Below are 23,646 nucleotides of genomic sequence, written 5' to 3'. Positions count from 1 at the left end.
CACGCTTATGAAAGGTATGAAGGACGGGTGGTAAAAATATGAAGATTGCGCAGGCTGCAAAGCAGGTTGAGTTATCAGCCGCAACGCTTAGGTATTATGAAAGTATAGGACTGATTCCTCCGGTAAAACGCGATGAAAGCGGCATCCGCGATTATGACGAAGATGATGTGAATTGGATTCAATTTATAAAATGCATGAGAAGTGCCGGGCTGTCGATTGAGGCGCTGATTGAATATACCGCTTTATTTATTGAAGGAGCCGATCATACGATCGAACCCCGAAAAAACATCCTGATAAATGAAAGGAAAAGGCTGACGGAGAAACAGAGGGAAATTGATGAAACCATAAAACGATTAAACAGGAAGATTGAGGATTACGAAGATATCCTTGAAAATGAAGCGAAACTTAAAAACAGATTGAAAGCTGAATGTATTTCTGAATGAAGAGAAGTTGTCCCGGACGCGGGGCCGCATGAAATGTACCAAGGGAAACGAGCCTTGGTTTTTTTATTTTCTAAAGAGTGGAAACAAAACAGCTTTTTCTATCTTATCAATCATTATTTATCCTTTTTTCAGCTTGACTTTTTTACTGCAGACTTTTAAAGTGTGAAATGTTGCTTAGACTGTGATTAGCGACTTTAATGCTGAAAAGAGGTGGTTTACCCAGATGAACAATAAAAAGAACCCTTGGGCGTTATTGCCTTTAGTCTTATTCGTAGGGCTTTTTGTCGGCTCTGGTCTGGTGACCGGAGATTTTTATAAATTGCCGATCTTGATTGCCGCGATCATTGCGTCAGCTTTTGCGCTGTTATTTAACCGGAAGAAATCGCTCAATCAAAAAATAGAATGGTTCGCTTCCGGTGCGGGACATCCTGATATTATCATTATGGTTATGATTTTTATATTGGCAGGTGCCTTTGCTTCAGCGGCTGAAGCGATGGGGGCGGTGCATTCAACTGTCAATCTTGCTTTGAGCGTTATTCCGCAGCAGTTTTTGCTGCCGGGGCTGTTTATCATTGCTTGTTTTATTTCTATATCGATGGGAACATCAATGGGCACGATTGCGGCGGTTGCGCCGATCAGCGCGGGTTTGAGCGGAGAGCTTGGCATCTCCGGCGCGATTACGATGGCGGCTGTGGTCGGCGGAGCTATGTTCGGAGATAATCTTTCTTTTATTTCTGATACGACCATCGCGTCAGTCCGGACGCAAAAAACACAAATGATGGATAAATTCAAAACGAACTTTCTGATTGTTTTGCCTGCTGCCATTGTGACTGTTATTATCTTATTTTTTATTCCGGCAGGCCACGCCGGCCATACGGGTGCTGAATCTTACAACTGGATTAAGGTGCTTCCTTATGTCGCCGTGTTGGTTTTTGCGTTAATCGGTATTAATGTGATGGCTGTCATATTCGGCGGATTGGTTTTGACGGGAATCATCGGATTAGCGGGCGGCAGCCTGACGCTTGACTCTTATTTTAAGGCGATTACGGATGGAATTGCCGGAATGAGCGATCTGATCATCCTGTCCATGCTGATCGGCGGGATGGTCGGCGTGATGAAACAAAACGGCGGGATCGACTTTTTACTGGAGTTCATCACGAAACGAATCCGTTCGAAAAAAGGAGCCGAAGCCGGCATTGCCGGACTGGTCAGCGTGACGAATCTGGCTGCGGCCAATAATACGATCTCGATTATCGCAGCCGGGCCGATTGCAAAGAATATCGCTGATAAATTCAACATCGACAACAGAAAATCGGCAAGTATTCTGGATATCTTTTCGTGCATGATTCAAGGATTGATTCCTTACGGCGCGCAGCTGTTATCAGCCGGGAAATTCGGGAATATTTCACCAGTCAGCATCCTGCCATACTCTTTCTATCCCGTTTTCATCGGAATCTGCGGCATCGCCGCCATCATATTTGGACTGCCGAAATTCACAAGAAATACGAAATAAAAAAAGGCGCCGTTCGGCGCCTTTTTTCTTTCATGACAGCCAAGCATTTCTCAAAAGCTGTACGCCATGTGTGATCTGATCCGTATCGAGATGGGCGAAACCCAGCTTTATGATCGGCGGTTCGGGTTTTTCGGCAACGAAATAAACGGTGGTAGGATATACCTTCACTCCGTACTGAAAAGCGCGTTCGATTAATGTTTCTTCTGTATAGTTCAGGTGAACTCTCACCAATATATACAATCCCGACTGGTCGCCGATGATCGTCACATGACCGCCGAACTGCTGCTTTACATGTGAAATCAAGTGCTGCATTTTTCGCCTGTAAACAATGCGCATGCGCTTAATATGGCGGGTCCATTCACCGGCCTTCATCAATTCAGCCATGGTCAGCTGGTTAAGCGAAGAAGCGGTGCTTTCGAAATGAATAAACCGTTCTTTATACCGGTGCAAAAGGCGCTGCGGCAAAACCATATAGCTTATGCGGATGCCCGGAAGAAAGGATTTTGAGAAATTCCCTAAATAAATCACCCGGTCTGATTGAATGGAAGCAAGAGCGGGAAACGGCTGCTGTGTATAACGGAATTCACTGTCATAATCATCCTCAAGAATATAACCCTCTCTATGATTCACCCAATTGATCAGAGTTTGGCGCTGCTGAATGGACATGCTAACGCCGTAAGGGCTGTGATGGGATGGGGTCACATAGATTAATGTTTCTTTCATTGCATGTAATTGAGAAAAATCAGCTCCGTTTTCATAGACAGGCATCGTTTCCAGAGATAGCCCGTGAAATTGAAAAGCCGCTCTGGCACCGTCAAATCCCGGGTCTTCAACGATCATTCCCGAAAAATCCTCTTTCAGAATCCGGCTGAGATATATCAGCATCTGCTGCGTGCTGCTGCCGATGATAATGGAATCCGCATCTGTTTTCACTCCGCGGGATTCCAAGAGATAAGCGGCAATTTGTTCACGCAGGTCTCTCTCGCCGAACGGTTCACCGTACAGGAAGCTTTTCTCTGATGTCAAAACTTGATTGTATAATTTTCTCCATGTTTTCAGAGGAAAATGCTTTTGATCGACGGCTCCGGCGCGAAAATCAATCAGGACCGGCTGAGTTGATTCGGTTTTCTCAGCGTGGACAACATCGTTTTCTTTTTGAAATAAAGAAGGTTCTACTTCATTTGCAAAATAACCTTTGCGTGTTTCCCCGCGAATGTATCCCTCCGCTAAAAGAAGATCATAAGCCATCAGCGTTGTATTGCGGCTTACCCGCAGGGAATCCGCCAGCTCCCGAATCGAAGGCAGCCGTTCATCTGCCTGAATATTTCCCTGCTCAATCAATGCTTTGAATTGCTCGTAAATTTGTTTGTATTTCGGGGTGTCGCTTCCGAAAGCGAAAATCATATTTTTCATCAGATGTTCTCCTCTGACATGTGTATTTATTTGAAACTGTATCTTTTTAAATGTCAGTTGATATCTTATTATAGCGGAAAGCGCTTTATCAATCCATTTCAGAGAGGAGAGTTTTGTATGTATATTCCGGCTCCATTTCAGCTGAGTGAAGCTGAAGCGTGCGATGTCATCAAAGAGTATGGTTTCGCAGCATTGTTTTCAACGGCGGGAGGCATGCCGTATGCAACCCACCTGCCATTGATGATGAATAAGGATAACGAATGCTTATACGGTCATTTTGCATTGCCGAACCCCCAATGGAAAGAGATTGATGGCCAAAACGTGTTAGCCGTTTTTCAAGGGCCTCATTGTTATATCTCGCCTAAATGGTATGAGACGAATCAGGCTGTTCCCACATGGAATTATGTGGCGGTTCATGTTTACGGAGAGGCGGAGCTTTTGGATGAGGAAGAAACCGTGCAGTCGATGAGTGATCTCGTATTGAAATACGAAAGCCCCGACAGCCCGTACAAATTAGAGGATGTCGATGCGAAATTGCTGGCAGGCATGAACAAAGGGGTAAAAGGCTTTAAAATCAAAATCAGCAAAATAGAGGGGAAAGCAAAGCTGAGTCAAAATCATTCAGCTGCAAGACAAGGGCTGGTCGTACAACAGCTCAAACAGATTCCTCATACAAACGAACAGCTCATTTCCGGCTTGATGGAAGAAAACATCAAACGGATCACTGCGAACAACTGACAAGCATGTTAAAAACATACCGGCAGCATCCGGTATGTTTTTTTCTGATTATGAAGCTTTTCTCAGGATGAATAACGACTCAAACAGCACATAAATCAACGGCGCCATTAAAATGAAGAAAGAATGAAAAATAGCATACGGTATGAGTAAGTAAACGATAAGTTTCAATAGAATGGTAGACGGTTTATTGAATGTCCAGCGGTTCTTCAAGATATCAGTCATACAAGCTAAAACAAGGCCGACCGTCAAATATCCGGCTGCGATGTACATATAAATAAAAAGGTAAAACGGATAAGAAGACAACTGCGGTGTGTCTTCCTGTGTCACTTTTAAACTCACATAAAAGACCAATAAAAAGCAAACGGACGAAACGAGAGCTGACAAAAGGTGTTTATATAAATACTTCTTCATGTGTTCACCTGCTTATGGCGCAATTATTTCTTAACATATTATGACATGGTTTTACCGCTGCTGAAAGAATCGGCAGCGGGCACGCGCCCGTCTATATGAGCGGGGCGTAAAGAATCAATATCATCTTTTCATGAATCGGGATTTTTTGTTCGGATGGATGTAAAGAAGAATACACCCCAAAAAAAGCTGTCAGCTTGGTCCTGACGGCTTATTTTTGGTGAAAGGCTTATTTCTCCGTGGTGAAATAAAGCAATGCGATGACCGGAAAAGCGATTCCAATCCATAATGTGATACTCCACCCGCCTGAGGCGTATGCCCATCCTCCGATTGATGATCCTATAGCACCGCCCAGAAAGAAGATGGCCATAAATAATCCGTTTAATCGGCTGCGAAATTCAGGTGCCAACGAAAAAATGGCACGCTGACTGAGTACGAGATTGGCAGATACACCCATATCCAACAGGATAGCTGCGGCCACCAGAACTGCTATGCCGACGTGAGAGCTGCTTTGAATCATGAGCGGGAGTAATAAAGAAACGATGACAACACCGAGAGCGATTCCGGTGGCAAGCCGGGTCAAGCCGCGATCAGCCAGACGGCCGCCTATCGGTGCAGCCGCTGCACCTGCAATGCCCGCTAATGCATACAGCGCGATTGCCTTTTGAGAAAAATGAAAAGCAGGACCGGACAATAATAAAGGTACAGTCGTCCAGAACAAGCTGAAAGCTCCAAATACAAACGCATGATAAATGGCACGGCGGCGTAAGACCGGAGTCGTGCGCAGCAGCTTCCACATTGAGCCGAGTAAGACGGTATAGCTTGTGTTTGCTGTTGGTTTTCTGGCAGGAAGCACTTTTGATAAGACGATTGCCAGGACAACACTTAACGCGGCGGATAAAGCAAATATGGCATTCCACCCCCATATATCAGCGACCAGACTGGATATCGGACGGGAAAGCATAATACCGAGCAGCAGGCCGCTCATCACATTGCCGACAACCCGGCCGCGTGCGGCGTCCGGTGCAAGGTATGATGCGAACGGAACTAGCACTTGGGCTGCGATGGATCCCAGTCCGATGAAAAACGCAGCGGCTAAAAACAGTGTTCCATGCTTCGCAAATGCTGTCAGTGTCAAAGCGGCTGCGCTTAGAAGGAGCGATACAACGACAAGTTTTTTGTTTTCGATAATGTCTCCCAAAGGGACGAGAAACAGTAAGCCGGCAACGTATCCGATTTGAGTCAGCGTGACAATCAGTCCGGCACTGCTTGGAGAAAGCCCGATTGCCGCACTAATGAATCCTGCCAAGGGCTGTGCATAATAAAGATTAGCGACAATGATACCGCATGCCGTTGCGAGAAGAAGGGTTAAACCAGGTGAAATTCCCTGATCTGCTGTTTGTTTGTTTTCTTTAGCCATATGAATGAACTCCTTTTTAAGTGGTTTTTATGATGCTTTGATAAATGATTTGCTGATTCATCTCCTTTACGCAGAGGCTTTGGGAGTCTATGTTTCATCAAGATTTCCCTCAAGTTATTTTATAAACTGAACGTTTAGTTTCATTATAAGCAAATGATATACTAAACGTTCAGTTTTGTAAATAGGTTTCTGTTTTCTTTTTTTATACAGGTTAAGTATACTGAACGTATCGTTTATAATTCGGGAAGGAATGATTCATGTGCAGAGTAAACGAGGACGGCCGCGCGATGAAGGAACACATAAGGCGATTCTTTCTGCAGCCTATGATCTATTGTTGGAAAATGGCTTTGACGCGGTGACAGTCGATAAAATTGCTGAGCGTGCCAAAGTAAGTAAGGCAACGATTTATAAATGGTGGTCAAACAAGGCTGCCGTTATCATGGACAGCTTTCTTTCGACCGCTACGGACAGACTGCCTGTGCCCGATACAGGATCAACAGTGCAAGATATATTGACCCACGCCACGAATTTAGCAAGGTTTTTGACGAGCCGGGAAGGAACCGTTATTAAGGAATTAATCGGTGCGGGGCAGCTGGATGCAAAATTGGCGGAAGAATATCGCACGAGATTTTTCAAGCCCCGCCGCCTCCAAGCGAAAGGCCTTCTGGAAAAGGGAATTCAAAAAGGTGAATTAAGAGAGAATCTTGATATTGACGTAAGCATCGATCTCATTTACGGACCGATTTTCTATCGTCTGCTTATTACAGGTGATGAGGTGAATGATTCCTATGTGCATGATCTAGTGATGAGTGCGTTTAAGGGAGTTCAGCCTGCCTGAAAAATAGCCGGATCATGTGAAAGAGATACAGACTTCTGCTGCCTACGGGCGGAATATAATGAAAAGGCCGAACAAGTTCATTGTTCGGCCTTTTCTGATTGATTTGCGAACTGCCGGGCGGCCGCCACGCAAGCGATAACGCCGGCATTCACCGCCGCAAGTTCCCATCCTGCTTTTTCATGGAGAATCATGGCGGCCAGTAACAGTCCGAAGAAAGGCTGCAGAAGCTGCAGCTGCCCGACCGCGGCGATGCCTCCCTGGGCGAGTCCGCGATACCAGAATACGAAGCCGATCAGCATGCTGAATATTGAGACATATGCAAGACTGAGCAGTGCGGGCGCGCCGATGTTTGACCATGAGTCCGGCATGAAGCAGAAAGACAGGATGAACATAAGGGGAAGCGATAAAACGAGTGCCCAAGAGATCACCTGCCAGTTGCCAAGCCGCCGGGAGAGGCGGGCGCCTTCGGCATAACCGAGACCGCACACGATAATCGAAGCGATCATGTACGTATCACCGAGCGGAGAGGATTCTCCTCCTTGCAGCAGAGCATATCCGGCTACGAGGATGCTGCCGGCAGCCGAGAAAATCCAAAAGACCGGCCTGGGCCGTTCGCCTCCTCGCAGTACGCCGAAGATCGCCGTCGCAAGCGGGAGAAGCCCGATGTAGACAATGGCATGAGCGGATGTGACATGCTGAAGCGCTAAGGCTGTAAGCAGCGGGAAACCGATCACGACGCCGAGCGCTACTGTTATTAGTGAAATGATGTCGCTTTTGGCAGGGCGTTTCTCCTGAAAAATGAGGAGCAGAGCGCCTGCCAATATACCGGCTATCGCGGCGCGGCATACGGTGAGAAATACCGGGTCAAAGTCCGCTACAGCCAAGCGGGTCGCAGGAAGCGAGCCGCTGAAAATGAGCACGCCGATAAATCCGTTAATCCAGCCGTTTGCGGCTTTCTTCATTCCAATCACTCCAATATATATTTCTAAACCCATTTTCAAAGTTTATAATGACTATAAACTGAAATTGGTCTTATACAAATGGCCAGTTTTTATAAAAAGAAGAATGCCAGTTTGGAGGGAGTAAAAATGGATATCACGCCATTTTTAAATAGAGATCTGAATATTCCGCTTTATCAGCAGCTTTATCGGCATTTTAAGGAAAATATGCATCAGGGCCGTCTTCCTAAAGGACTGAAGCTTCCTTCAAAAAGGCTTTTGTCAAGTCAGCTTTCCATCAGTCAGACGACTGTGGAGCGGGCCTATGAACAGCTTGCCGCCGAAGGCTATATTGTCAGTAAGCCGAGAAGCGGATGGTTTGCCGATTATGACTCGGACGCCGTCTATGTGAAAAAGCCGGGCGCTTCGCCTGTTCAAACAAAGGCGAAGGAAGACCGCCAATGGATTGATTTTCACTACGGCACTGTGGATGCCGCTCATTTTCCGTTTTCGGCATGGCGCAAAAGTATGGTTGCAAGCTTAGATCAATACGGGCATGAGCTGTATCGGCCCGGGGATGATTTGGGCGAGCTTGAACTGAGAACGCTCATTTCAGAGTACTTATATCAGTCGCGCGGCGTGAATTGTCTTCCTGAACAAGTGATAGTCGGCGCCGGGAACCCTGCTCTTTTGCAAATGCTGTGCAAAATATTTGAAGCAAATCTATCCATCGGATATGAAGATCCGGGTTATCCGAGAGCGAGGGAGATTTTTAAAGCCAATCACATGAAGATCATTCCGATACCCGTCGACGATGAAGGAGTCTGTATCCGAAAGCTGAATGAAGAGCGGCCGCGTCTTGTATATGTCACACCTTCTCATCAATTTACGTTAGGAACGATTATGCCGGTAAACAGAAGGATTCAGCTGCTGAAATGGGCGAAGGAACATCAATCGTTCATTATAGAAGATGATTATGACGGAGAATTCAGATACAACGGCCAGCCGATCCCATCATTGCAGGGGCTTGATCAGCATCACCGTGTCATTTATATGGGAACGTTTTCCCAATCTCTGCTTCCTTCGCTGCGCATCAGCTATATGATTCTTCCTTTGCCGCTTATCGAAAAAGGCAGGGAAATCGCTTCTTTATATAAACAGACCGTTTCCTGCCACAGTCAGCTGACGCTGGCTCAATTTATCAAAAGCGGAGAGTGGCAGAAACATATTAACAGAATGAGAAAGCTGTACCGGAAAAAAAGAGCGGTATTATTAGAGGCCGTGCGGCGCGAGCTGGGACAATACGTCAGGATTCGCGGAGAAAATTCCGGACTGCGGATTTTACTTGACATTCAGCTGCCTTTCAGTGAAAAAGAGCTGATTGAAAAGGCGGAGGAACAAGGCGTCAAAATCTATCCCGTGTCTCTCACCTATCAAAAACAGCTCCCTGAAAAAACAGTTTCTCTCGGTTTCGCGGGGGTTTCTGAAACCGATATACAAGAAGGCATAAAAAAACTGAGAGCCGCCTGGGCGCTGTAAAAGGCAGCTCACAGTTTGAAATACTGAAGCTTGAGTCAGGGGTGCAGTCTCAGCAGCAAAACGATTTATAGGACGGGCAGGCGGAGCGCAGTATCAATATTTTGTAAATTGAGCCGGACTTGTTCATTTGTGTTCCACGGGTGATACCAGCCTTTTTCCATCATATAGCGTGAGATTTGCTCGTGCATGTCAAGGGCTTCTTCTAAGTGCCGGGTGAGGATCGCTTTCACTTCAGGCGTTCCGGCTTCCGTCGCCGCCATCGCATAGTTTCTGACACCGCTTTTTGCCGAATTCAATAAATCCATTGCGACAATTTGGTCTGTCAGTGCATTCATTCCCGTCAAGTATTCAATAATCGGATTCATTCGTCATTCATCTCCTCATTCATGCTGTGCATCAGATAAAATCGAGGCAAACTCCTGCAATTGCCTTGTTGATGTATCCGCATCCTGCTGCATGATTTCTTTCAGCTGCGGATCGGATACGAGCGCTTTCATGGTTTTGGATTTCGTCAGACAAAGTGACTTAAAAGAAGCCATCTCCTGAATTTCGAGTAATTCATGTAAGGCGCTGGCCATTTCTGTAGCCTCCGTTCTTTAAGGTTTGAGTACAACTTTAATACAATCATCTGTTTTCGTGTCAAACATCTCATAGCCGTGCTTCGCTTCGCTGAGCGGAATGACATGGCTTACAACATCGCCCGGATCAATTTTGCCGGTAGACACCAGTTCAAACATATACGGCATATAGTGGATGACGGGAGCTTGTCCTGATCGGATATTGACGTTTCGCTGCATGATATCGCCAAGGGGAAACCCGTTGTATCTGCCGCCGTACACACCCGTAATCTGGATCGTTCCGCCTTTTCGCACCGCTTGGGACGCGATGACCAATGCGCTCATCGCTCCGCCTTGAAGTTTTAATCCGCTGGCGAGGAATTCCAGGTCCGTCATTTTTCCGTCCATGCCGACGGCGTCAATAACCACGTCGGCGCCGCCTTTAGTGATTTCCTTCAGGTAGCTGCCCGTATTTTCGTGGTCTTCGAAGTTCACGAGTTCCACTTTATTCGTCCGTTTCGCATGCTGGAGACGGTAGTTGACATAGTCTACGGCTATTACGCGTTTTGCTCCCTTTAACCAGCAGAATTTTTGAGCGAAAAGGCCCACGGGCCCGCAGCCGAGAACGATAACTGTATCGCCTTCTTTTACGCCGGCATTGTCAACGCTCCAAAAGCCGGTTGTCATCGCATCGGCAATAACACTCAATTTCTCATCCGGTTCTTCACATGTTTCGGGGACTTTAAAATGAGTAAAGTTCGCAAAAGGGACGCGTAAATATTCGGCCTGGCCGCCCGGATAGCCGCCGGTACTCCCTGAATAGCCGAAATAAGCGCCCATATCGCCGTTTTCATTTGATTGGTCACATTGGCTTTCTAGGTGATTTTTACAATAAGTGCATTCTCCGCAGGCGATATTAAAAGGAATAATGACACGGTCCCCTTTTTTGACTTTCGTCACGCCGGGGCCGACTTCTTCCACGATGCCCATCGGTTCATGCCCGATGATGTAGTCTTCCTGCAAGTTCGGGATGAGTCCGTGGATTAAATGTAAATCAGACCCGCAAATTGCCGTACTTGTGACTTTTATAATCATGTCATCGTGTTTTTCAATCTTCGGATCAGGCACGTCTTTGACAACGACGTTTTTCACTCCTTGATACGTTACGGCCTTCATGCTGTAATACCTCCAGTGTTAGTGTTCATCAGGTGTGCGGTCAAACATCCCTTTTCTGTTTGTTTCAACGGGAAACAGATTCATATTTCCGACCATGAGGGTATTTTTCGCAGAGAGCTGATCCAATTTATACTGTTCGCTCAGATCATGCGGGTGAAACCACTTTTTGCTGACCATCAAGTCTGTTATCTCCTGATGCATCGCGATTCCCTGCATGAGCTGTTTGCGCAGCAAAGCTCTTACATCAGGTGAAGCGGTTTCTGTTAAAGCGACGGCGGTATTTCTGACGCCTTCTTTGGCGCGTATGAGAAAATCCATTGCGAATGTCATGTCTGCAAGTTCAGGGACATGTAATGAATTGATCGGATCTAAATGGTCATGATTCAATGATGCTTACCTTCCTTTCAATTGATGATCGAAGTCGGCCGGTTTTGAGGAACGGGAGCCTGAAACGTTGCCCGTTCATAAACCGCCTGCAGATCAGCCAGGTCTTGTGAGGCTTGCTGAACATCTTTCTCCATTAACGTTTTCAGGTCCTGATCAAACACAAGCCCTTGCATGAGCTTGGATTTCGCGACACAAAGCGTCTTGAAGTTAATGATTTCATGTAAGTCCAGCGACTCGTGAGCCGCTAATTCACGCTTTTCCATAATTATCTTTAAACCTCCTCTTCTCAATTACGTAATTAATTTCCCCTGAGAAAAGAGCTCTAGTCTTACAAATTTTGTTTATCAGAAAAAGCGGAGAAAAAGCCTGACGGTGCATCAAAAAAAGAGGAAGCACAATCGCTTCCTCTTGTTCACATGGAATGGCTGTTGGTGTCATGAACATTTTTCTGATGCGCGGGCGGTTTTGCCGCGCGGGAGACGAGCCCGCTGAGCACGATGCCGATCAGTACGATGATCGTAAAATAGTTGGGGGATGCAGGGAGAAAAAACGGCATTGAGCATCACTCATTGTGATATCGAAGGCCATAAGCTGACACAAGGCAAAACACCGGAGAAACCGGAAGAATAAAATGAAAAAGCAGATCGTTATGATCTGCTTTTTTTATGTGCTGACCGCATCCATGAAAAGAGAAAAAAGCTTTTTCATGTCTTCATGTTTTTTTGTCAGCATTTCGGGATGCCATTGCACGCCGACGACAAATAATTCACCCGTCCGTTCAATTGCTTCAATGGCCCCGTCTTTCGCATAAGCCGAGGCTTTAAACGAAGGCGCCGTCTCTTTTATGATCTGGTGATGGAATGAATTCACCCGCGCTGAATCGCCAAACAAGGTATGGAGACGTGTCCCTTTTTCAAAAGAAACATGATGGGTTTTTAGCGGCGGATCTTTTTCTTGATCATGCTTAATGTCAGCAAACGAAGCGTGTGTCAGGTCTTGATATAAAGTTCCCCCGTAAGTGACGTTTAACATATGCATCCCCCGGCAGATGGCCAGAATCGGCTTTTCTAAAGCAACCGCCGTGAGAATCAGCTCCTTCTCGTAGGCGTCCCGATCAGGAAAGGTCTTTCTTAAAGCCTGTAAAGGTTCTTCGCCGTAAAACAGCGGGTCTATATCCTGACCGCCGGACAGAATGATCCCGTCAACATGAGAGACCTGTTCCTTTAAAAGCGCCGTCTCTTGAATCACCGGCAATATAAACGGCACACCGCCGGCCTCAGAAACAGACTGAATATAATCATTATTGACATATGCCCGATTATAACCCGGGAAAGGGCCGGATTGATCAGCCATAATGTTTCCCGTAATTCCAATGCGTTTGGCCATTCTTCGCCCCCCTGAACCATGCTCATAATTAATCTGAACGTAGGTTGTACAAATCAGTTTGAAATTATTCTTCATGATACGTGAGCTTTCCAAAACAAAACCCGTGACAGTCACGGGTTTTTCATTCATTTCAATTTCTTGATTTCTTCCGTCAGCTCTTTGAATTTTTGATCAAGCTCACGATATTGTTTATCAGCCGGAGTCATGAAGCTGAGTTTTCCGAGGACTTCCTGCCGTTCGGTCTCAAGCTTTAATCGCAGTTCTTCAGCATCGTCCCTGACGGAGGGAGATTCTTTCCATTGTTTTCGGACGCTGCCGTTTGAGATATCAAGCCGGATGTCCGTCGTCTTTTCGACAAAGTAACGATCATGAGATACGATGATGAGCGTTCCGTCGTATCGGGCCAAAGTGTCTTCAAGCTGCTCGCGTGACGGCAGATCAAGGTGGTTTGTCGGCTCATCCAGAATCAGCACATCTTTCTCCTCCAGAATAAACGCCATCAGTTTGCATTTGACCCGCTCTCCCATGCTCATCTTGCCGATGGGTTCCGTCCATTGCGCTGCGGTAAATCCTAAATGCTTCATGAGGGATTGAACATTTCCCCTTGCTTCGAACGTTTCTTTGTAAAAAAGCTGTTCGGGGGTTTTATCAAGCGGGAGGTCGAATACTTCCTGGGTTAAATATCCGACGTTTGCAGACGGAGAAATCCATATGCTGCCGTCCTGTGCTTTTTCCTGACCGAGGATGACCTTCAATAATGTTGTTTTCCCGCTGCCGTTCGGGCCTGTAATCGCGATCTTTTCACCGTGCATCACAGTGAAATTCACGTTTTTGAAAAGCGTTCGGCCGTCATATGACTTTGCGGCATCCCTTACTTCTAAAAAACGCTTTCCCGCTTTTTTGCGGTGTTCAATGGAAAAACGGACTTCATACTCCGCTTCAACCGGTTCTGCTTTCGCTTTTTCAAGCTCTTTTTCAAGACGCTTCTGCTTTGATTTAATCTGGGCGTCCGTGCGTTTTGCTTTGACGCGATGGTATTCTTTAAAGCCTTCTATTTTCGTTGATTGGGCATGGGCTTTTTTTGACCAGGCGCTCAGCTCGTTCATTTGAGCTTCAATCCGTCTGATCATATGCTGCTGATTCTCATATTCCCGCTGCTGTGTCAGCCTTCTCTGTTTGCGGACCTCCATATAGCTTGAATAATTCCCTTTATGTTCAATGAGTTTCTTTCCTTCGATGGCCCAGATTTTTGTCGCCGCTGCATCTATAAAAGCACGATCATGCGAAACAAAAATAATGGTGCCTTTGTAATTCTTGATCTGATTTAGCAGTATTTCTAAACTGTGCTGATCGAGGTGGTTCGTCGGCTCATCTAATAACAAAAGGCTGCTTGAGGAGGAGAAACCTTTGGCAAGACGGGCTTTCAATTTTTCTCCGCCGCTTAATTGCGAAAAGGCGCGTGCGGGCACGTTCCACTTTTCCAACAAGGCTGCCTCCGCAGGCTCCGGATGGCCGGAATCATAAGCTTCCGTTTCTTGTTCCACCATATATATGTTCACATCTTGCATCATCTGGATCTGTCCTTGTGACGGCGCTTTTTGATTGCAGATCAATTGCAGCAATAACGATTTGCCGGCGCCGTTTTTACCGATAACGCCGATGATGTCACCTTGCTGAACGCTCGCGCTGATCTGTTCAAAAAGGGGAACACTGTTGATTTCATAACTGATGCCGCTTATTTTTAACATTTCTTTCATATGTCAATCCCTCGCTTTAAAGGGAGGACCAAAAAAATCCTCCCAATTGATTTGGAAGGATTAGCCGTACCTGTGCATGATCAAATAAGCTATTTTTACATAGCTTTCGTATCGTATAGAAAATGGGCAGACTAATCCTATTTTTTCTGATTTGAAATATTTGATTTCAAACGGTCAAAATAAGATTAGTTAATCATTGTCCACCCATCATCCCTTCGTATTTGTTACAAACAGTGTAGCACACACTTATCTGTAAAAGCAAAGGGTATAAGCCTTTTTATTCCAGATTGGAGACTTCCCATTCTTCTTCTAAAACGGCATAATAATATTCGTCCCACCATTCATTATCATGGGGGATGCATTTTTTGAAAAAGCCTTCCCGTCTCATCCCGATCTTTTCCATCACCCGGTGCGAAGCCATGTTTTCCGGCTGACATGTCGCAATGATCCGGTGTAATTTCATCTTGTTAAACCCGAATGCCAGCACGGCGCGCGCCGCCTCTGAAGCATATCCTTTGCCCTGGTATTCCGGGTGAAACACCCAGCCGATTTCATACGTATGATCGCCAAAATACTGAAAAAAAGCAATGTGGCCAATGACCGTTTTCTCATCCTTCAATAAAACGGGAAACTTCCCGGCATGTTCACCGCTGTTTTCAGTAACGAATTTCCTAACATCTTCTTCAGTAAAGACACCCTCTGGTATATATTTCATGACATTCGGATTTGAGGTGTACGCATAGACATCCTGCCAATCTTCCGGTTCAAATGTCCGAATTATGAGCCTGTCAGTTTTGATATTCATTTTTTATGTTCCTCCATCAAAAAGGTTTCATTTACTACTTCGATTGAAAGATGTAAAAACCTTTAAGCGGGGAAGAGCCGAATAAAAAAAGCCTGCAGCTATACACTGCAGGCGGTTATTTTTCATTTGCGGCGGCGGGCAGGTTTGTAAACCCGAATTGCCCTCCGACAGCTTCTTTTACTTCATGAATAACGATAAATGATTTCGGGTCAATTTTTTGAACATGTTTTTTGATTTTCAGCAATTCGTTCTTTTTAATGACAACATAGATAATGCGCTTGTCTTTGCTGCCGTAATAGCCGTATCCGTAAAAAATCGTCGCCGCGTTGCCGTACTCGGAGGTGATGGCTTTGGCGATTTCTTCGTATTGGTCAGACATAATGGTGAGAGCTTTTTTATTATGGAAACCCTCAATGACAATATCGACGATTTTGGCGCACAGATATACGAATATAAACGTATACAGCATATGATTGATGCCGATCGCTAAAACGGATGCGAAAATGATGACACAATCCATATAAAACATGCTTTTCGAGATGTTAAAGCCCTTTGTGTAATTTAATAAATACGCCAACAGCGTGGTCCCGCCGGTAGATCCGTCAGCAATAAAGATCAATGCCAGCCCCGCTCCCATCAGCAGAGCGCCGAATACAATCCCGAGCACCATATCGTGCACGCCGAACGGAATAAAGCTGACGATGCTGAGAAAAACAGAAGTCATTCCCGTACCGAGTATCGTGTATAAAATCGTTTTTTTCGTTAAAAATTTATAAGCCAGCCCGATAAAAATCAAATTTACAACCAGAGTCGTAATACTTGCAGGTATATGGAAAAGATAATATAACACGAGAGCGATTCCCACGGTGCTGCCGTCCCCTAAATGATTCGGGATGACGAAAAATTCCACGGACGCCGCAATAAGAAAGGCTCCGGCCATAATCATCAGTATATCCTTGCAAATGTTCTTCATGTGCAAACCTCCTCTGCAGTCAAAAATATATAAAAAACAAAAACGCCTCAAAAATTATCCAGCAGAACTAAATAATTTTTAAGACGAATCATTCACAATCTCGTTTGTTCATTCAGTAAAGAATGATCAGCTTCAATATCGAAGATTATATAGACACCTTCACATCTTGTCAATGCCGTGAAAATTGATTTTTCTGCAGTGTATATGAGGTTTAAATCAATTTAAAACGAGGAATGATATCAGAAGAGTTTTCATTTCTGCTCTATCAATAAGAGAAATGTAATGAGAGACAACGAAGAAGGGATGATGACATTGGAACGAATTTTTATCAGTCCGGCCAAATACGTGCAGGGAAAAAACGCCATTGAAACGATCGGCGGACATCTGGAGGGCGTTGGTGAAAAAGCCGTCGTCATCGCGGACAAAACCGTATGGGATATCGCGGGCCACAAGGTGACGGCTGAATTAAAGAAAAGCAATATCTCTTCTGAAGAGGCGGTTTTCAACGGCGAAGCCTCCCAGGAAGAAATGAAAAGAATTGCCGGCATCGCAGAAAAAGCAGGCGCGACTATTGTCATCGGAGTCGGCGGCGGTAAAACGCTTGATACGGCCAAAGCCGTATCAGATGAAATAAACGGCTATACCGTTATCGTGCCGACGGCCGCTTCAACTGATGCTCCGACAAGCGGGCTGTCTGTCGTGTATTCTGAACAAGGCGCGTTCGAAAACTATCGTTTCTATCATAAGAATCCTGACTTGGTTCTGGTCGATACGAAAATCGTCGCGGAAGCCCCGCCGCGCTTTTTAGCATCAGGGATTGCCGATGCGATGGCGACGTGGATAGAGGCGCGCAGTGTCATCGCCAATGGCGGTAAAACGATGGCAGGCGGAATTCCGACAATCGCCGGAGAGGCTATCGCGGAAAAATGTGAAGCGGTATTATTCAAATACGGCCGTCTCGCTTATGAGTCTGTGAAAGCGAAAGCCGTTACGCCCGCATTGGAAGCGGTGGTTGAAGCCAATACACTTTTGAGCGGACTGGGATTTGAAAGCGGCGGCTTAGCTGCGGCACATGCCATTCATAACGGATTTACCGCGCTTGAAGGTGAAATCCATCACTTGACCCACGGTGAAAAAGTGGCATTCGGCACGCTCGTTCAATTGGCGCTGGAAAAACGTTCGCTTGAGGAAATTGAGCGGTATATCGCGTTTTATATCAGCTTGGGGCTGCCTGTCACACTTGAAGACATCAAATTGAAAGACGCATCTAAAGAGGACATTATGAAAGTGGCAGAAGCCGCGACGATTGAAGAAGAAACAATTCATGCCGCTTTTGACGTGACGGCTGACGACGTGGCGGATGCCATTATAGCGGCTGATCAATACGCAAAAGCATTTAAAGAAAAACACGCGTAAAACCTTTTACCGTGTGACCCGGACCCAAGGGCTGTTACAGCCCTTGGTTTTTTTATGCCCTTTGAAAACTTTTAAAAATAAAGAAAAAATTATGATACAATATACAAATGTTTTGAGAGATTGACAAAGGAAAGGTGGGAACGATATGCTGCATAATCCGACCGGTAAGGAGCGGCTTGCGCTGGCTTTTCTTCTCGGAATGCTTGCGATACTGGGGCCGCTCAATATAGATATGTATCTGCCGAGTTTCCCTGAAATCGCTGAAGATTTAAGCGCCCGCGCATCGCTTGTCCAGCTCAGTTTAACCGCATGTCTGATCGGACTGACAATCGGACAGGTTGTTGTCGGCCCGTTAAGTGACGCGAAGGGAAGAAGAAAACCGTTATTACTATGTATTTTTTTATTTGCGTTGTTTTCTCTGTTTTGCGCACTTGCACCGAACATTACTACATTAGTGATTGCCCGTTTTCTTCAAGGATTCACCGCTTCGGCAGGACTCGTTTTATCCCGTGCAATCGTCAGAGATGTGTTTTCGGGAAGAGAGCTTTCTAAATTTTTCTCGCTGCTGATGGTCATTACCGCCGTCGCGCCGATGGTGGCGCCGATGACGGGAGGCGCGATTTTACTGCTTCCGTTTGCATCATGGCATACGATTTTTCTCTTTTTAACCTTTATCGGGTTTTTGCTTGTTCTTATCATTGCGCTCAAGCTGACAGAAACCCTGCCGCCGGAAAAGCGGATTCCGAGCTCCATCGGAAATTCCGTGCGGACAATGGGAAGCCTGCTGAAGGATCGGTCATTTATCGGTTATGCGCTGACGGTCGGTTTTATTCACGGCGGGAGCTTTGCGTATGTCTCCGGAACGCCTTTCGTGTATCAGGATATTTACGGAGTATCGCCTCAGGTATTCAGTGTTTTATTCGGCATAAACGGTCTGGCGATCATTACCGGAAGCTTTATCATCGGGCGTTTCGGCGGAATCATTCACGAAAAAAGCCTGTTGAGAATCGGCGTGATTACAGCGATGACGGCGACTGCCGTTCTGCTCGTCATGACGATCATTCACGGACCGCTGGCGGCACTGGTGATTTCAATTTTTATTTATATGATTACGATCGGCATGACGCTGACAAGCACCTTTACATTGGCGATGGAAAAGCAGGGACACCGCGCGGGAAGCGCAAGCGCACTGCTTGGCATGCTTCCGCTTCTTCTCGGTTCCATCGTGTCGCCGCTTGTGGGGATGAATGAAGCGACGGCCGTCCCGATGGGGGCAATTATGTTCACGACATCCGTTATCGGTTCCATCGCTTTTTTCGCCTTAACAACAAAACCGGAGAAAGCAAAAAAGGAGTGAAATGATTCACTCCTTTTTTTGATGCCCGTTATTCATATTTCTTCAGCACGATCGCCGAATTATGCCCGCCAAAGCCGAATGAGTTGGAAAGGCCGATCGTTAACGATTGATGGCGGGACCCGTCTGCTACATAGTCCAAATCACATGCCGAATCAGGGTGCTGCAGATTGATCGTCGGCGGGATGATGCCGTGTCTCAGGCTTTCTGTCAGAGCGATGGCTTCAACGCCGCCTGCCGCGCCAAGCATGTGGCCGAGCATTGATTTGTTGGCCGTAACCGGAATATCATACGCAAGCTCCCCGAATAATGTCTTGATGGCCAATGTTTCAGAAAGATCTCCGGCTTTTGTGCTTGTCGCATGGGCGCTTACGACATCAATGTCTTCCGCTGAAACATTCGCCTTTTTCAAAGCGTTTTTCATCGCCAGGTATGCGCCCGTTCCCTCCGGATGGGAGGCCACCATATGATAGGCGTCAGAGCTCGCACCGTAGCCGAGCACCTCACAAAGGATCGGGGCATTTCTGCCGATTGCGCTATCCAATGATTCCAATACTAAGATGCCCGCGCCTTCACTCATGACAAATCCATCGCGATCCGCGTCAAACGGCCGGCTTGCCGCGGCGGGGTCTTCGTTTCTCGCTGACAGCGCGTGGGCATTGCCGAAGCTGGCTAATGACAAATTCGTAATCGCCGCTTCCGCTCCCCCGGCAAACATGATATCTGCGTCATCATTCCGAATGGCGTTGAATGCTTCCCCGATCGACGTATTGCCGATGGAACACGCGGTGACGGGAGAAAGTGAGGGGCCGAGCGCGCCTAATCTGATGCTGATTTGAGCGGCGGCCGCATTTGAGATCATCATGGGGACAAGGCTTGGGCTCACTTTTCGCGCTCCCCGTTCATTTAAAGTATGAACGTTATCAATCAAAGTCGTGATGCCGCCGATTCCCGAGCCGACGTACACGCCGAGGCGTTCACGGTCAATCTGATCGAGCTGAATCCCGGAGCTTTCAAGCGCCTGTTCCGCTGCCGCTAAAGCAAACTGGCTGAAACGGTCAAGCCGTCTCGCTTCTTTTCTGCCCCATCTTTCTTCTGCGTCAAAATCACGGACGGTGCCGGCTATTTTTGTCTTGGAGCCGGAGACATCAAACGAATCGATGAAAGAGATTCCCGATTTTCCTTCCGTCAGGTGTTTCCAAAATGTATGCACATCATTGCCGAGAGGTGAAATCACTCCCATTCCGGTGATCACAACTCTTTTCATGGTCATTCCTCCTTCGGTATGTATTTATTTTAACTCGTAATTATCCTATTACAAGTTGTTGATTATCCTAGTATAATAAATACCAGGGTAAGAGAGGAGAGATTCGGTATGATACCAGAAGGAAGATTGCAGGCGCTCTCAGAGTTTTTAAAAACGCAGCGGGCCAAAATTTCTCCGCAGATGGCCGGGCTGCCGATGGGCACAAGGAGAAGAACGCCCGGACTCCGAAGAGAAGAGGTCGCGCAATTAGCCGGCGTAAGCACCACGTGGTATACGTGGCTGGAGCAGGGCAGAGACATTAAAGTGTCCGCAGCCGTATTGGACGCCGTTTCCGATGCGTTGCAGCTGAACAAAGATGAGAGAAATTATTTATACGCCCTTGCCATTGAGGAGGGCGTGAAGCAGCCGTTTGCTGCGGAGGAAGAAGCGGTTATCAGCCCGTCGCTTTCAAAAATCCTGCAGGAGCTCCGTTATTGTCCCACCATTATCTCGGACAGGCGGTGTCATATCGTGGGATGGAACCAGGCCGCGGCTCACGTATTTTTAGATTTTGAACAAATTCCTCCTGAAAAACGGAATCTCATAGAGCTTTTGTTTTCCAGAAAAGAATTAAGAAGTTTAGCCGTGAACTGGGAGCACTTTGTGAAAGGATTCATCGCCATTTTCAGAACGTATTACGGCCAGTATGTAGCTGATACGTGGTATTCTCAGTTTATAGAAGAAATGGAGAAAACGTATTCGGAATTTCATACGCTGTGGAATGAGAGCGAAGTCAGCTCGGCACCCGAAGTATTAATTGAGTTCCGCCACGCGAAGGCGGGAAAAATGGTCTTTAACCTGACTTCATTTCAGGTTCAGGGCAACAGTGATCTGCGCTGCAGTGTGTATACGCCAGTAGATCATACCGAAACGGAAGCAAAGCTGAAAAAGCTCTTCGAAAACAGATGAAGAACAGAAAAAAACGGGAGGCGGCCGCCTCCCGTTTCAGTTTAAAATAAAAGCATGAGACCGGCGATGGCCGGTGTTAAAAAGATGGCTGATTTCAGAATGACTTTCGGCACGAGGTTGGTGAATTTCGCTCCGACATATGCGCCGCACATCGTTCCGATCAGCACTTTGACCAACAGCATATAATCGACAAATCCTTCCGTCACATAACCGAGTCCTCCGCCGACCGCAAGCGGGATAATGACAAGCATGGTGGTGCCGACCGACTGGCGGATGGATAAGCGCAAAAGAATCATTAAGCCGATTTGGATGAAAGGGGCAGAGCCGATCCCGAACGTTCCGGACAAGATTCCTGCGATGACACCGAGTACAACGGCTTTCACCCATATGTTCAGATTGCTTTGCTGTCCGGAATCTTCTTGTGTTTCTTTTACAATAAATAACCGGACTAAAATAAGCAGAGCAGATAAAAACAGCATGCCCGCCGTCAAGTAATGCAGCAAATCTGCGGGGATAAGGGAAGTAAGCCTTGCCCCGAAAAACGAACCGAATGCCGCAAAAACGCCGACGATGAGACCGATTTTCATCTGAATATTGCCTTCACGGTAGTGGCTGAATGCCCCCGATAAACTTGTGAAAGCCATTCCGGCAAGGGAGGTGCCTAAAGCCGTATGAATCGGTACGTGAAACAGTATAGTTAAAAGTGCAATGACAAAACCGGCTCCCCCGGCGCCGATAAACCCGAGAATAATCCCGAGAAGAAACATAACGAGTATAATAAGCACAATCTTCTCCTCCATTTAGATGCCTGATCACCATGTTCCGCTCCGCTGTATCAGGTTTTAATAATCGACCGTAGTCCGTCGACCGTCGTCTAATATCTTTATGTTACCTCAAATTTAAGGTATTGGCAAGAAGCCGAATTGCTTTTATACAGAGGGTTTACAGCTCTTTCACCATCACTTTTTCACCATTGAAGTCCAGCTCTCCATTGAATAAGAAGCCGAATTTTTGATAAAGCCGCAATGCGTGGACGTTATCTTCAAACAGGCTTAAATAAATCCGTCTGCAATCATATATTCGAACGAGATGACGGATTAGGGCATCAAGCAACAGCTTGCCCAATCCCCGTCCCTGATAACGTTCATCAATAAAAAAACGGTCAAGCCACACTCTGCCGTTTTCATTTTCCTCATCATATTCCGGAAACCATCCGTACATGGCAAAGCCGACCAATTCCCCGTTAACATAAAGACCGGCCGGCTGATAATGCCGGCAATCCTCAGCATCTTGTAAGCACTCTTCCGCGGTTTCAATAAATGAAGTCTGGCTTTCCCTTACATGAAGCGCCAGTATATCGGCACGGTTTTCTTCCGTGACTGTTCTGATTTCAATCGTCATACTTGATACTCCTCTTCCGCTTTTTTTGAGACGGTAAAGCTTTCATTGCGTAAGCCATTTGTGAATCAGCCTTCTCTCGGATACAATGATCATCATAAAGGATATGGTTACCGTATAGTCAAGGAGGCATTATGAGCGAAGACGTCAGAAAATACTTCACAACGGGTGAATTTGCAAAACTGTGCCACGTAAAAAAACAAACCCTGTTCCATTATGACGAGATCGGCCTGCTTTCTCCGGAAATCAAAAAAGCGAACGGATACAGATACTATTCCTATCATCAATTCGAACTGTTCCAGGTCATCGGTCTGTTTAAGGAGGTCGGCGTGCCCTTGAAGCAGATCAAACCGCTCTTAACAGACAAAACCCCTGAGGGTATCATCGCGCTTTTAAAAGAGAAATCTTCAGAAATCGAAAGCAAAATCAAAAAGCTGGAGCACCTGCAAAGGATGATTCGGACGAAGGTGAAGCTGACCGAACAAGCCTTGGAGACAGACTTTTCCTCCGTCTCATTGCAGCGATTAGATGAAGAGACACTTATGATAGGACGGCCCGTACTCCATTTGCCAGAACGGCAATATACTGCCGCCATTTCCGAATTGATCCGCTATATGCGGGTACATGAACTCGATCAGGGGCATCCGGTCGGCGGACTGTTTGCGCGGGAGCAGATTCTGAAAAAAGAATTCTACAACTACACCCATTTTTATATGAAGACAGAAGAAGGCATAGAGAATAGAGACCTCCATATCAAGCCGAAAGGGCTTTATGCCGTCGGGTACCAAATAGGGGATGAAGCGGAAGCGGCTTACCGCAGCATCATGCAGTTTACTGAAGAGTATGGGCTGGAAATGGGCGATTATGCATATGAAGAATATATGCTTGATGAGGTTGTGGCGGACGGGTTTGACAATCAGATCACAAGAATCCAGCTGCAAGTCCGCAATCCATAAAGCCGATGCCGCCGTT

General features: G+C 46.4%; 26 protein-coding genes. 9 read left to right on the top strand and 17 right to left on the bottom strand.

Annotated features, from left to right (window positions below; translation table 11 throughout):
* Positions 1–38 precede the first annotated feature (38 nt).
* Together AC3WTF_RS10205 and AC3WTF_RS10200 are read left to right on the top strand one after the other, a co-directional pair.
* Entirely contained in the window at positions 39–443 is a 405-nt protein-coding gene (locus AC3WTF_RS10205; RefSeq protein WP_007409338.1) for a MerR family transcriptional regulator, read from the top strand.
* Between the two features lie 223 nt (positions 444–666).
* A complete protein-coding gene (locus tag AC3WTF_RS10200; protein ID WP_039062685.1) occupies positions 667–1,956 on the top strand; it encodes a Na+/H+ antiporter NhaC family protein in 1,290 nt (429 codons plus the stop codon).
* A 30-nt stretch (positions 1,957–1,986) separates the two neighbouring features.
* Here AC3WTF_RS10200 and pdxR (AC3WTF_RS10195) read toward each other — a convergent pair whose 3' ends face one another.
* Positions 1,987–3,369, bottom strand: coding sequence for a MocR-like pyridoxine biosynthesis transcription factor PdxR (pdxR, locus tag AC3WTF_RS10195; protein ID WP_047935352.1), 1,383 nt, complete (start codon positions 3,367–3,369; stop codon positions 1,987–1,989).
* Between the two features lie 117 nt (positions 3,370–3,486).
* Between pdxR (AC3WTF_RS10195) and AC3WTF_RS10190 the strand changes: the two genes are divergently transcribed.
* On the top strand, positions 3,487–4,107 hold the full coding sequence (locus AC3WTF_RS10190; protein WP_047935354.1) for an FMN-binding negative transcriptional regulator: 621 nt from the start codon (positions 3,487–3,489) through the stop codon (positions 4,105–4,107).
* Between the two features lie 48 nt (positions 4,108–4,155).
* On the opposite strand, the gene AC3WTF_RS10185 is transcribed toward AC3WTF_RS10190, so the two are convergent.
* Both AC3WTF_RS10185 and AC3WTF_RS10180 read right to left on the bottom strand, forming a co-directional pair.
* Positions 4,156–4,518 (bottom strand): hypothetical protein, encoded by a 363-nt coding sequence (locus tag AC3WTF_RS10185; RefSeq protein ID WP_047935356.1) that lies wholly within the window; start codon positions 4,516–4,518, stop codon positions 4,156–4,158.
* 226 nt (positions 4,519–4,744) lie between these two features.
* Positions 4,745–5,935 carry an MFS transporter gene (locus AC3WTF_RS10180; RefSeq protein WP_025284320.1) on the bottom strand — a complete coding sequence of 397 codons (1,191 nt, stop codon included), beginning with the start codon at positions 5,933–5,935 and terminating at the stop codon, positions 4,745–4,747.
* 259 nt (positions 5,936–6,194) lie between these two features.
* Between AC3WTF_RS10180 and AC3WTF_RS10175 the strand changes: the two genes are divergently transcribed.
* Complete coding sequence (locus tag AC3WTF_RS10175) at positions 6,195–6,773, top strand: TetR/AcrR family transcriptional regulator (RefSeq protein ID WP_007409331.1); 579 nt, start codon at positions 6,195–6,197, stop codon at positions 6,771–6,773.
* Between the two features lie 77 nt (positions 6,774–6,850).
* Here the strand turns inward: AC3WTF_RS10175 and AC3WTF_RS10170 are convergent, their stop codons facing one another.
* Positions 6,851–7,735, bottom strand: coding sequence for a DMT family transporter (locus AC3WTF_RS10170; RefSeq protein ID WP_007409330.1), 885 nt, complete (start codon positions 7,733–7,735; stop codon positions 6,851–6,853).
* 126 nt (positions 7,736–7,861) lie between these two features.
* On the opposite strand from AC3WTF_RS10170, the gene pdxR (AC3WTF_RS10165) reads away from it, so the two are divergent.
* Entirely contained in the window at positions 7,862–9,250 is a 1,389-nt protein-coding gene (gene pdxR, locus AC3WTF_RS10165) for a MocR-like pyridoxine biosynthesis transcription factor PdxR (RefSeq protein WP_047935360.1), read from the top strand.
* Between the two features lie 65 nt (positions 9,251–9,315).
* Here pdxR (AC3WTF_RS10165) and AC3WTF_RS10160 read toward each other — a convergent pair whose 3' ends face one another.
* The 10 genes from AC3WTF_RS10160 to AC3WTF_RS10115 form a co-directional block, all read right to left on the bottom strand.
* A complete protein-coding gene (locus AC3WTF_RS10160; RefSeq protein ID WP_014417026.1) occupies positions 9,316–9,615 on the bottom strand; it encodes a spore coat protein in 300 nt (99 codons plus the stop codon).
* 15 nt (positions 9,616–9,630) lie between these two features.
* Complete coding sequence (locus tag AC3WTF_RS10155) at positions 9,631–9,828, bottom strand: hypothetical protein (protein WP_007409327.1); 198 nt, start codon at positions 9,826–9,828, stop codon at positions 9,631–9,633.
* 18 nt (positions 9,829–9,846) lie between these two features.
* On the bottom strand, positions 9,847–10,983 hold the full coding sequence (locus AC3WTF_RS10150) for a zinc-dependent alcohol dehydrogenase (protein WP_032870411.1): 1,137 nt from the start codon (positions 10,981–10,983) through the stop codon (positions 9,847–9,849).
* Positions 10,984–11,001: 18 nt separating this feature from the next.
* Entirely contained in the window at positions 11,002–11,370 is a 369-nt protein-coding gene (locus AC3WTF_RS10145) for a spore coat protein (protein WP_003156070.1), read from the bottom strand.
* A gap of 17 nt (positions 11,371–11,387) precedes the next feature.
* Complete coding sequence (locus AC3WTF_RS10140; RefSeq protein WP_007409324.1) at positions 11,388–11,633, bottom strand: hypothetical protein; 246 nt, start codon at positions 11,631–11,633, stop codon at positions 11,388–11,390.
* Between the two features lie 149 nt (positions 11,634–11,782).
* Entirely contained in the window at positions 11,783–11,926 is a 144-nt protein-coding gene (locus AC3WTF_RS10135; protein ID WP_157680796.1) for a hypothetical protein, read from the bottom strand.
* A 107-nt stretch (positions 11,927–12,033) separates the two neighbouring features.
* Entirely contained in the window at positions 12,034–12,756 is a 723-nt protein-coding gene (locus AC3WTF_RS10130) for a gamma-glutamyl-gamma-aminobutyrate hydrolase family protein (RefSeq protein WP_015239265.1), read from the bottom strand.
* A 125-nt stretch (positions 12,757–12,881) separates the two neighbouring features.
* Complete coding sequence (gene abc-f / locus AC3WTF_RS10125) at positions 12,882–14,513, bottom strand: ribosomal protection-like ABC-F family protein (RefSeq protein ID WP_061047202.1); 1,632 nt, start codon at positions 14,511–14,513, stop codon at positions 12,882–12,884.
* 277 nt (positions 14,514–14,790) lie between these two features.
* Positions 14,791–15,318, bottom strand: coding sequence for a GNAT family N-acetyltransferase (locus AC3WTF_RS10120; RefSeq protein WP_007409317.1), 528 nt, complete (start codon positions 15,316–15,318; stop codon positions 14,791–14,793).
* 115 nt (positions 15,319–15,433) lie between these two features.
* Positions 15,434–16,291 carry a YitT family protein gene (locus AC3WTF_RS10115; RefSeq protein WP_003156057.1) on the bottom strand — a complete coding sequence of 286 codons (858 nt, stop codon included), beginning with the start codon at positions 16,289–16,291 and terminating at the stop codon, positions 15,434–15,436.
* Positions 16,292–16,573: 282 nt separating this feature from the next.
* Here AC3WTF_RS10115 and AC3WTF_RS10110 point away from each other — a divergent pair, with 282 nt between their 5' ends.
* The gene (locus AC3WTF_RS10110; protein WP_014304447.1) at positions 16,574–17,707 is read left to right on the top strand and encodes a glycerol dehydrogenase; all 1,134 of its coding nucleotides are present in this window, start codon (positions 16,574–16,576) and stop codon (positions 17,705–17,707) included.
* 145 nt (positions 17,708–17,852) lie between these two features.
* A complete protein-coding gene (locus AC3WTF_RS10105; protein ID WP_015239269.1) occupies positions 17,853–19,064 on the top strand; it encodes a Bcr/CflA family efflux MFS transporter in 1,212 nt (403 codons plus the stop codon).
* A 28-nt stretch (positions 19,065–19,092) separates the two neighbouring features.
* On the opposite strand, the gene fabF is transcribed toward AC3WTF_RS10105, so the two are convergent.
* Positions 19,093–20,328 (bottom strand): beta-ketoacyl-ACP synthase II, encoded by a 1,236-nt coding sequence (gene fabF / locus AC3WTF_RS10100; protein WP_492314251.1) that lies wholly within the window; start codon positions 20,326–20,328, stop codon positions 19,093–19,095.
* A 108-nt stretch (positions 20,329–20,436) separates the two neighbouring features.
* Here fabF and AC3WTF_RS10095 point away from each other — a divergent pair, with 108 nt between their 5' ends.
* Complete coding sequence (locus tag AC3WTF_RS10095; protein WP_007409314.1) at positions 20,437–21,276, top strand: helix-turn-helix transcriptional regulator; 840 nt, start codon at positions 20,437–20,439, stop codon at positions 21,274–21,276.
* A gap of 41 nt (positions 21,277–21,317) precedes the next feature.
* Here AC3WTF_RS10095 and AC3WTF_RS10090 read toward each other — a convergent pair whose 3' ends face one another.
* Positions 21,318–22,061: a sulfite exporter TauE/SafE family protein gene (locus AC3WTF_RS10090; RefSeq protein WP_015416927.1), complete on the bottom strand. Its 744-nt coding sequence runs from the start codon at positions 22,059–22,061 to the stop codon at positions 21,318–21,320.
* Between the two features lie 157 nt (positions 22,062–22,218).
* Complete coding sequence (locus tag AC3WTF_RS10085) at positions 22,219–22,677, bottom strand: GNAT family N-acetyltransferase (RefSeq protein ID WP_047935368.1); 459 nt, start codon at positions 22,675–22,677, stop codon at positions 22,219–22,221.
* Positions 22,678–22,808: 131 nt separating this feature from the next.
* Between AC3WTF_RS10085 and AC3WTF_RS10080 the strand changes: the two genes are divergently transcribed.
* A complete protein-coding gene (locus AC3WTF_RS10080; RefSeq protein ID WP_015239273.1) occupies positions 22,809–23,630 on the top strand; it encodes a MerR family transcriptional regulator in 822 nt (273 codons plus the stop codon).
* Positions 23,631–23,646 lie beyond the last annotated feature (16 nt).

This window comes from Bacillus sp. EB106-06-01-XG163 (assembly GCF_058791615.1).
This window is presented reverse-complemented; position numbering and strand designations above follow the sequence as displayed.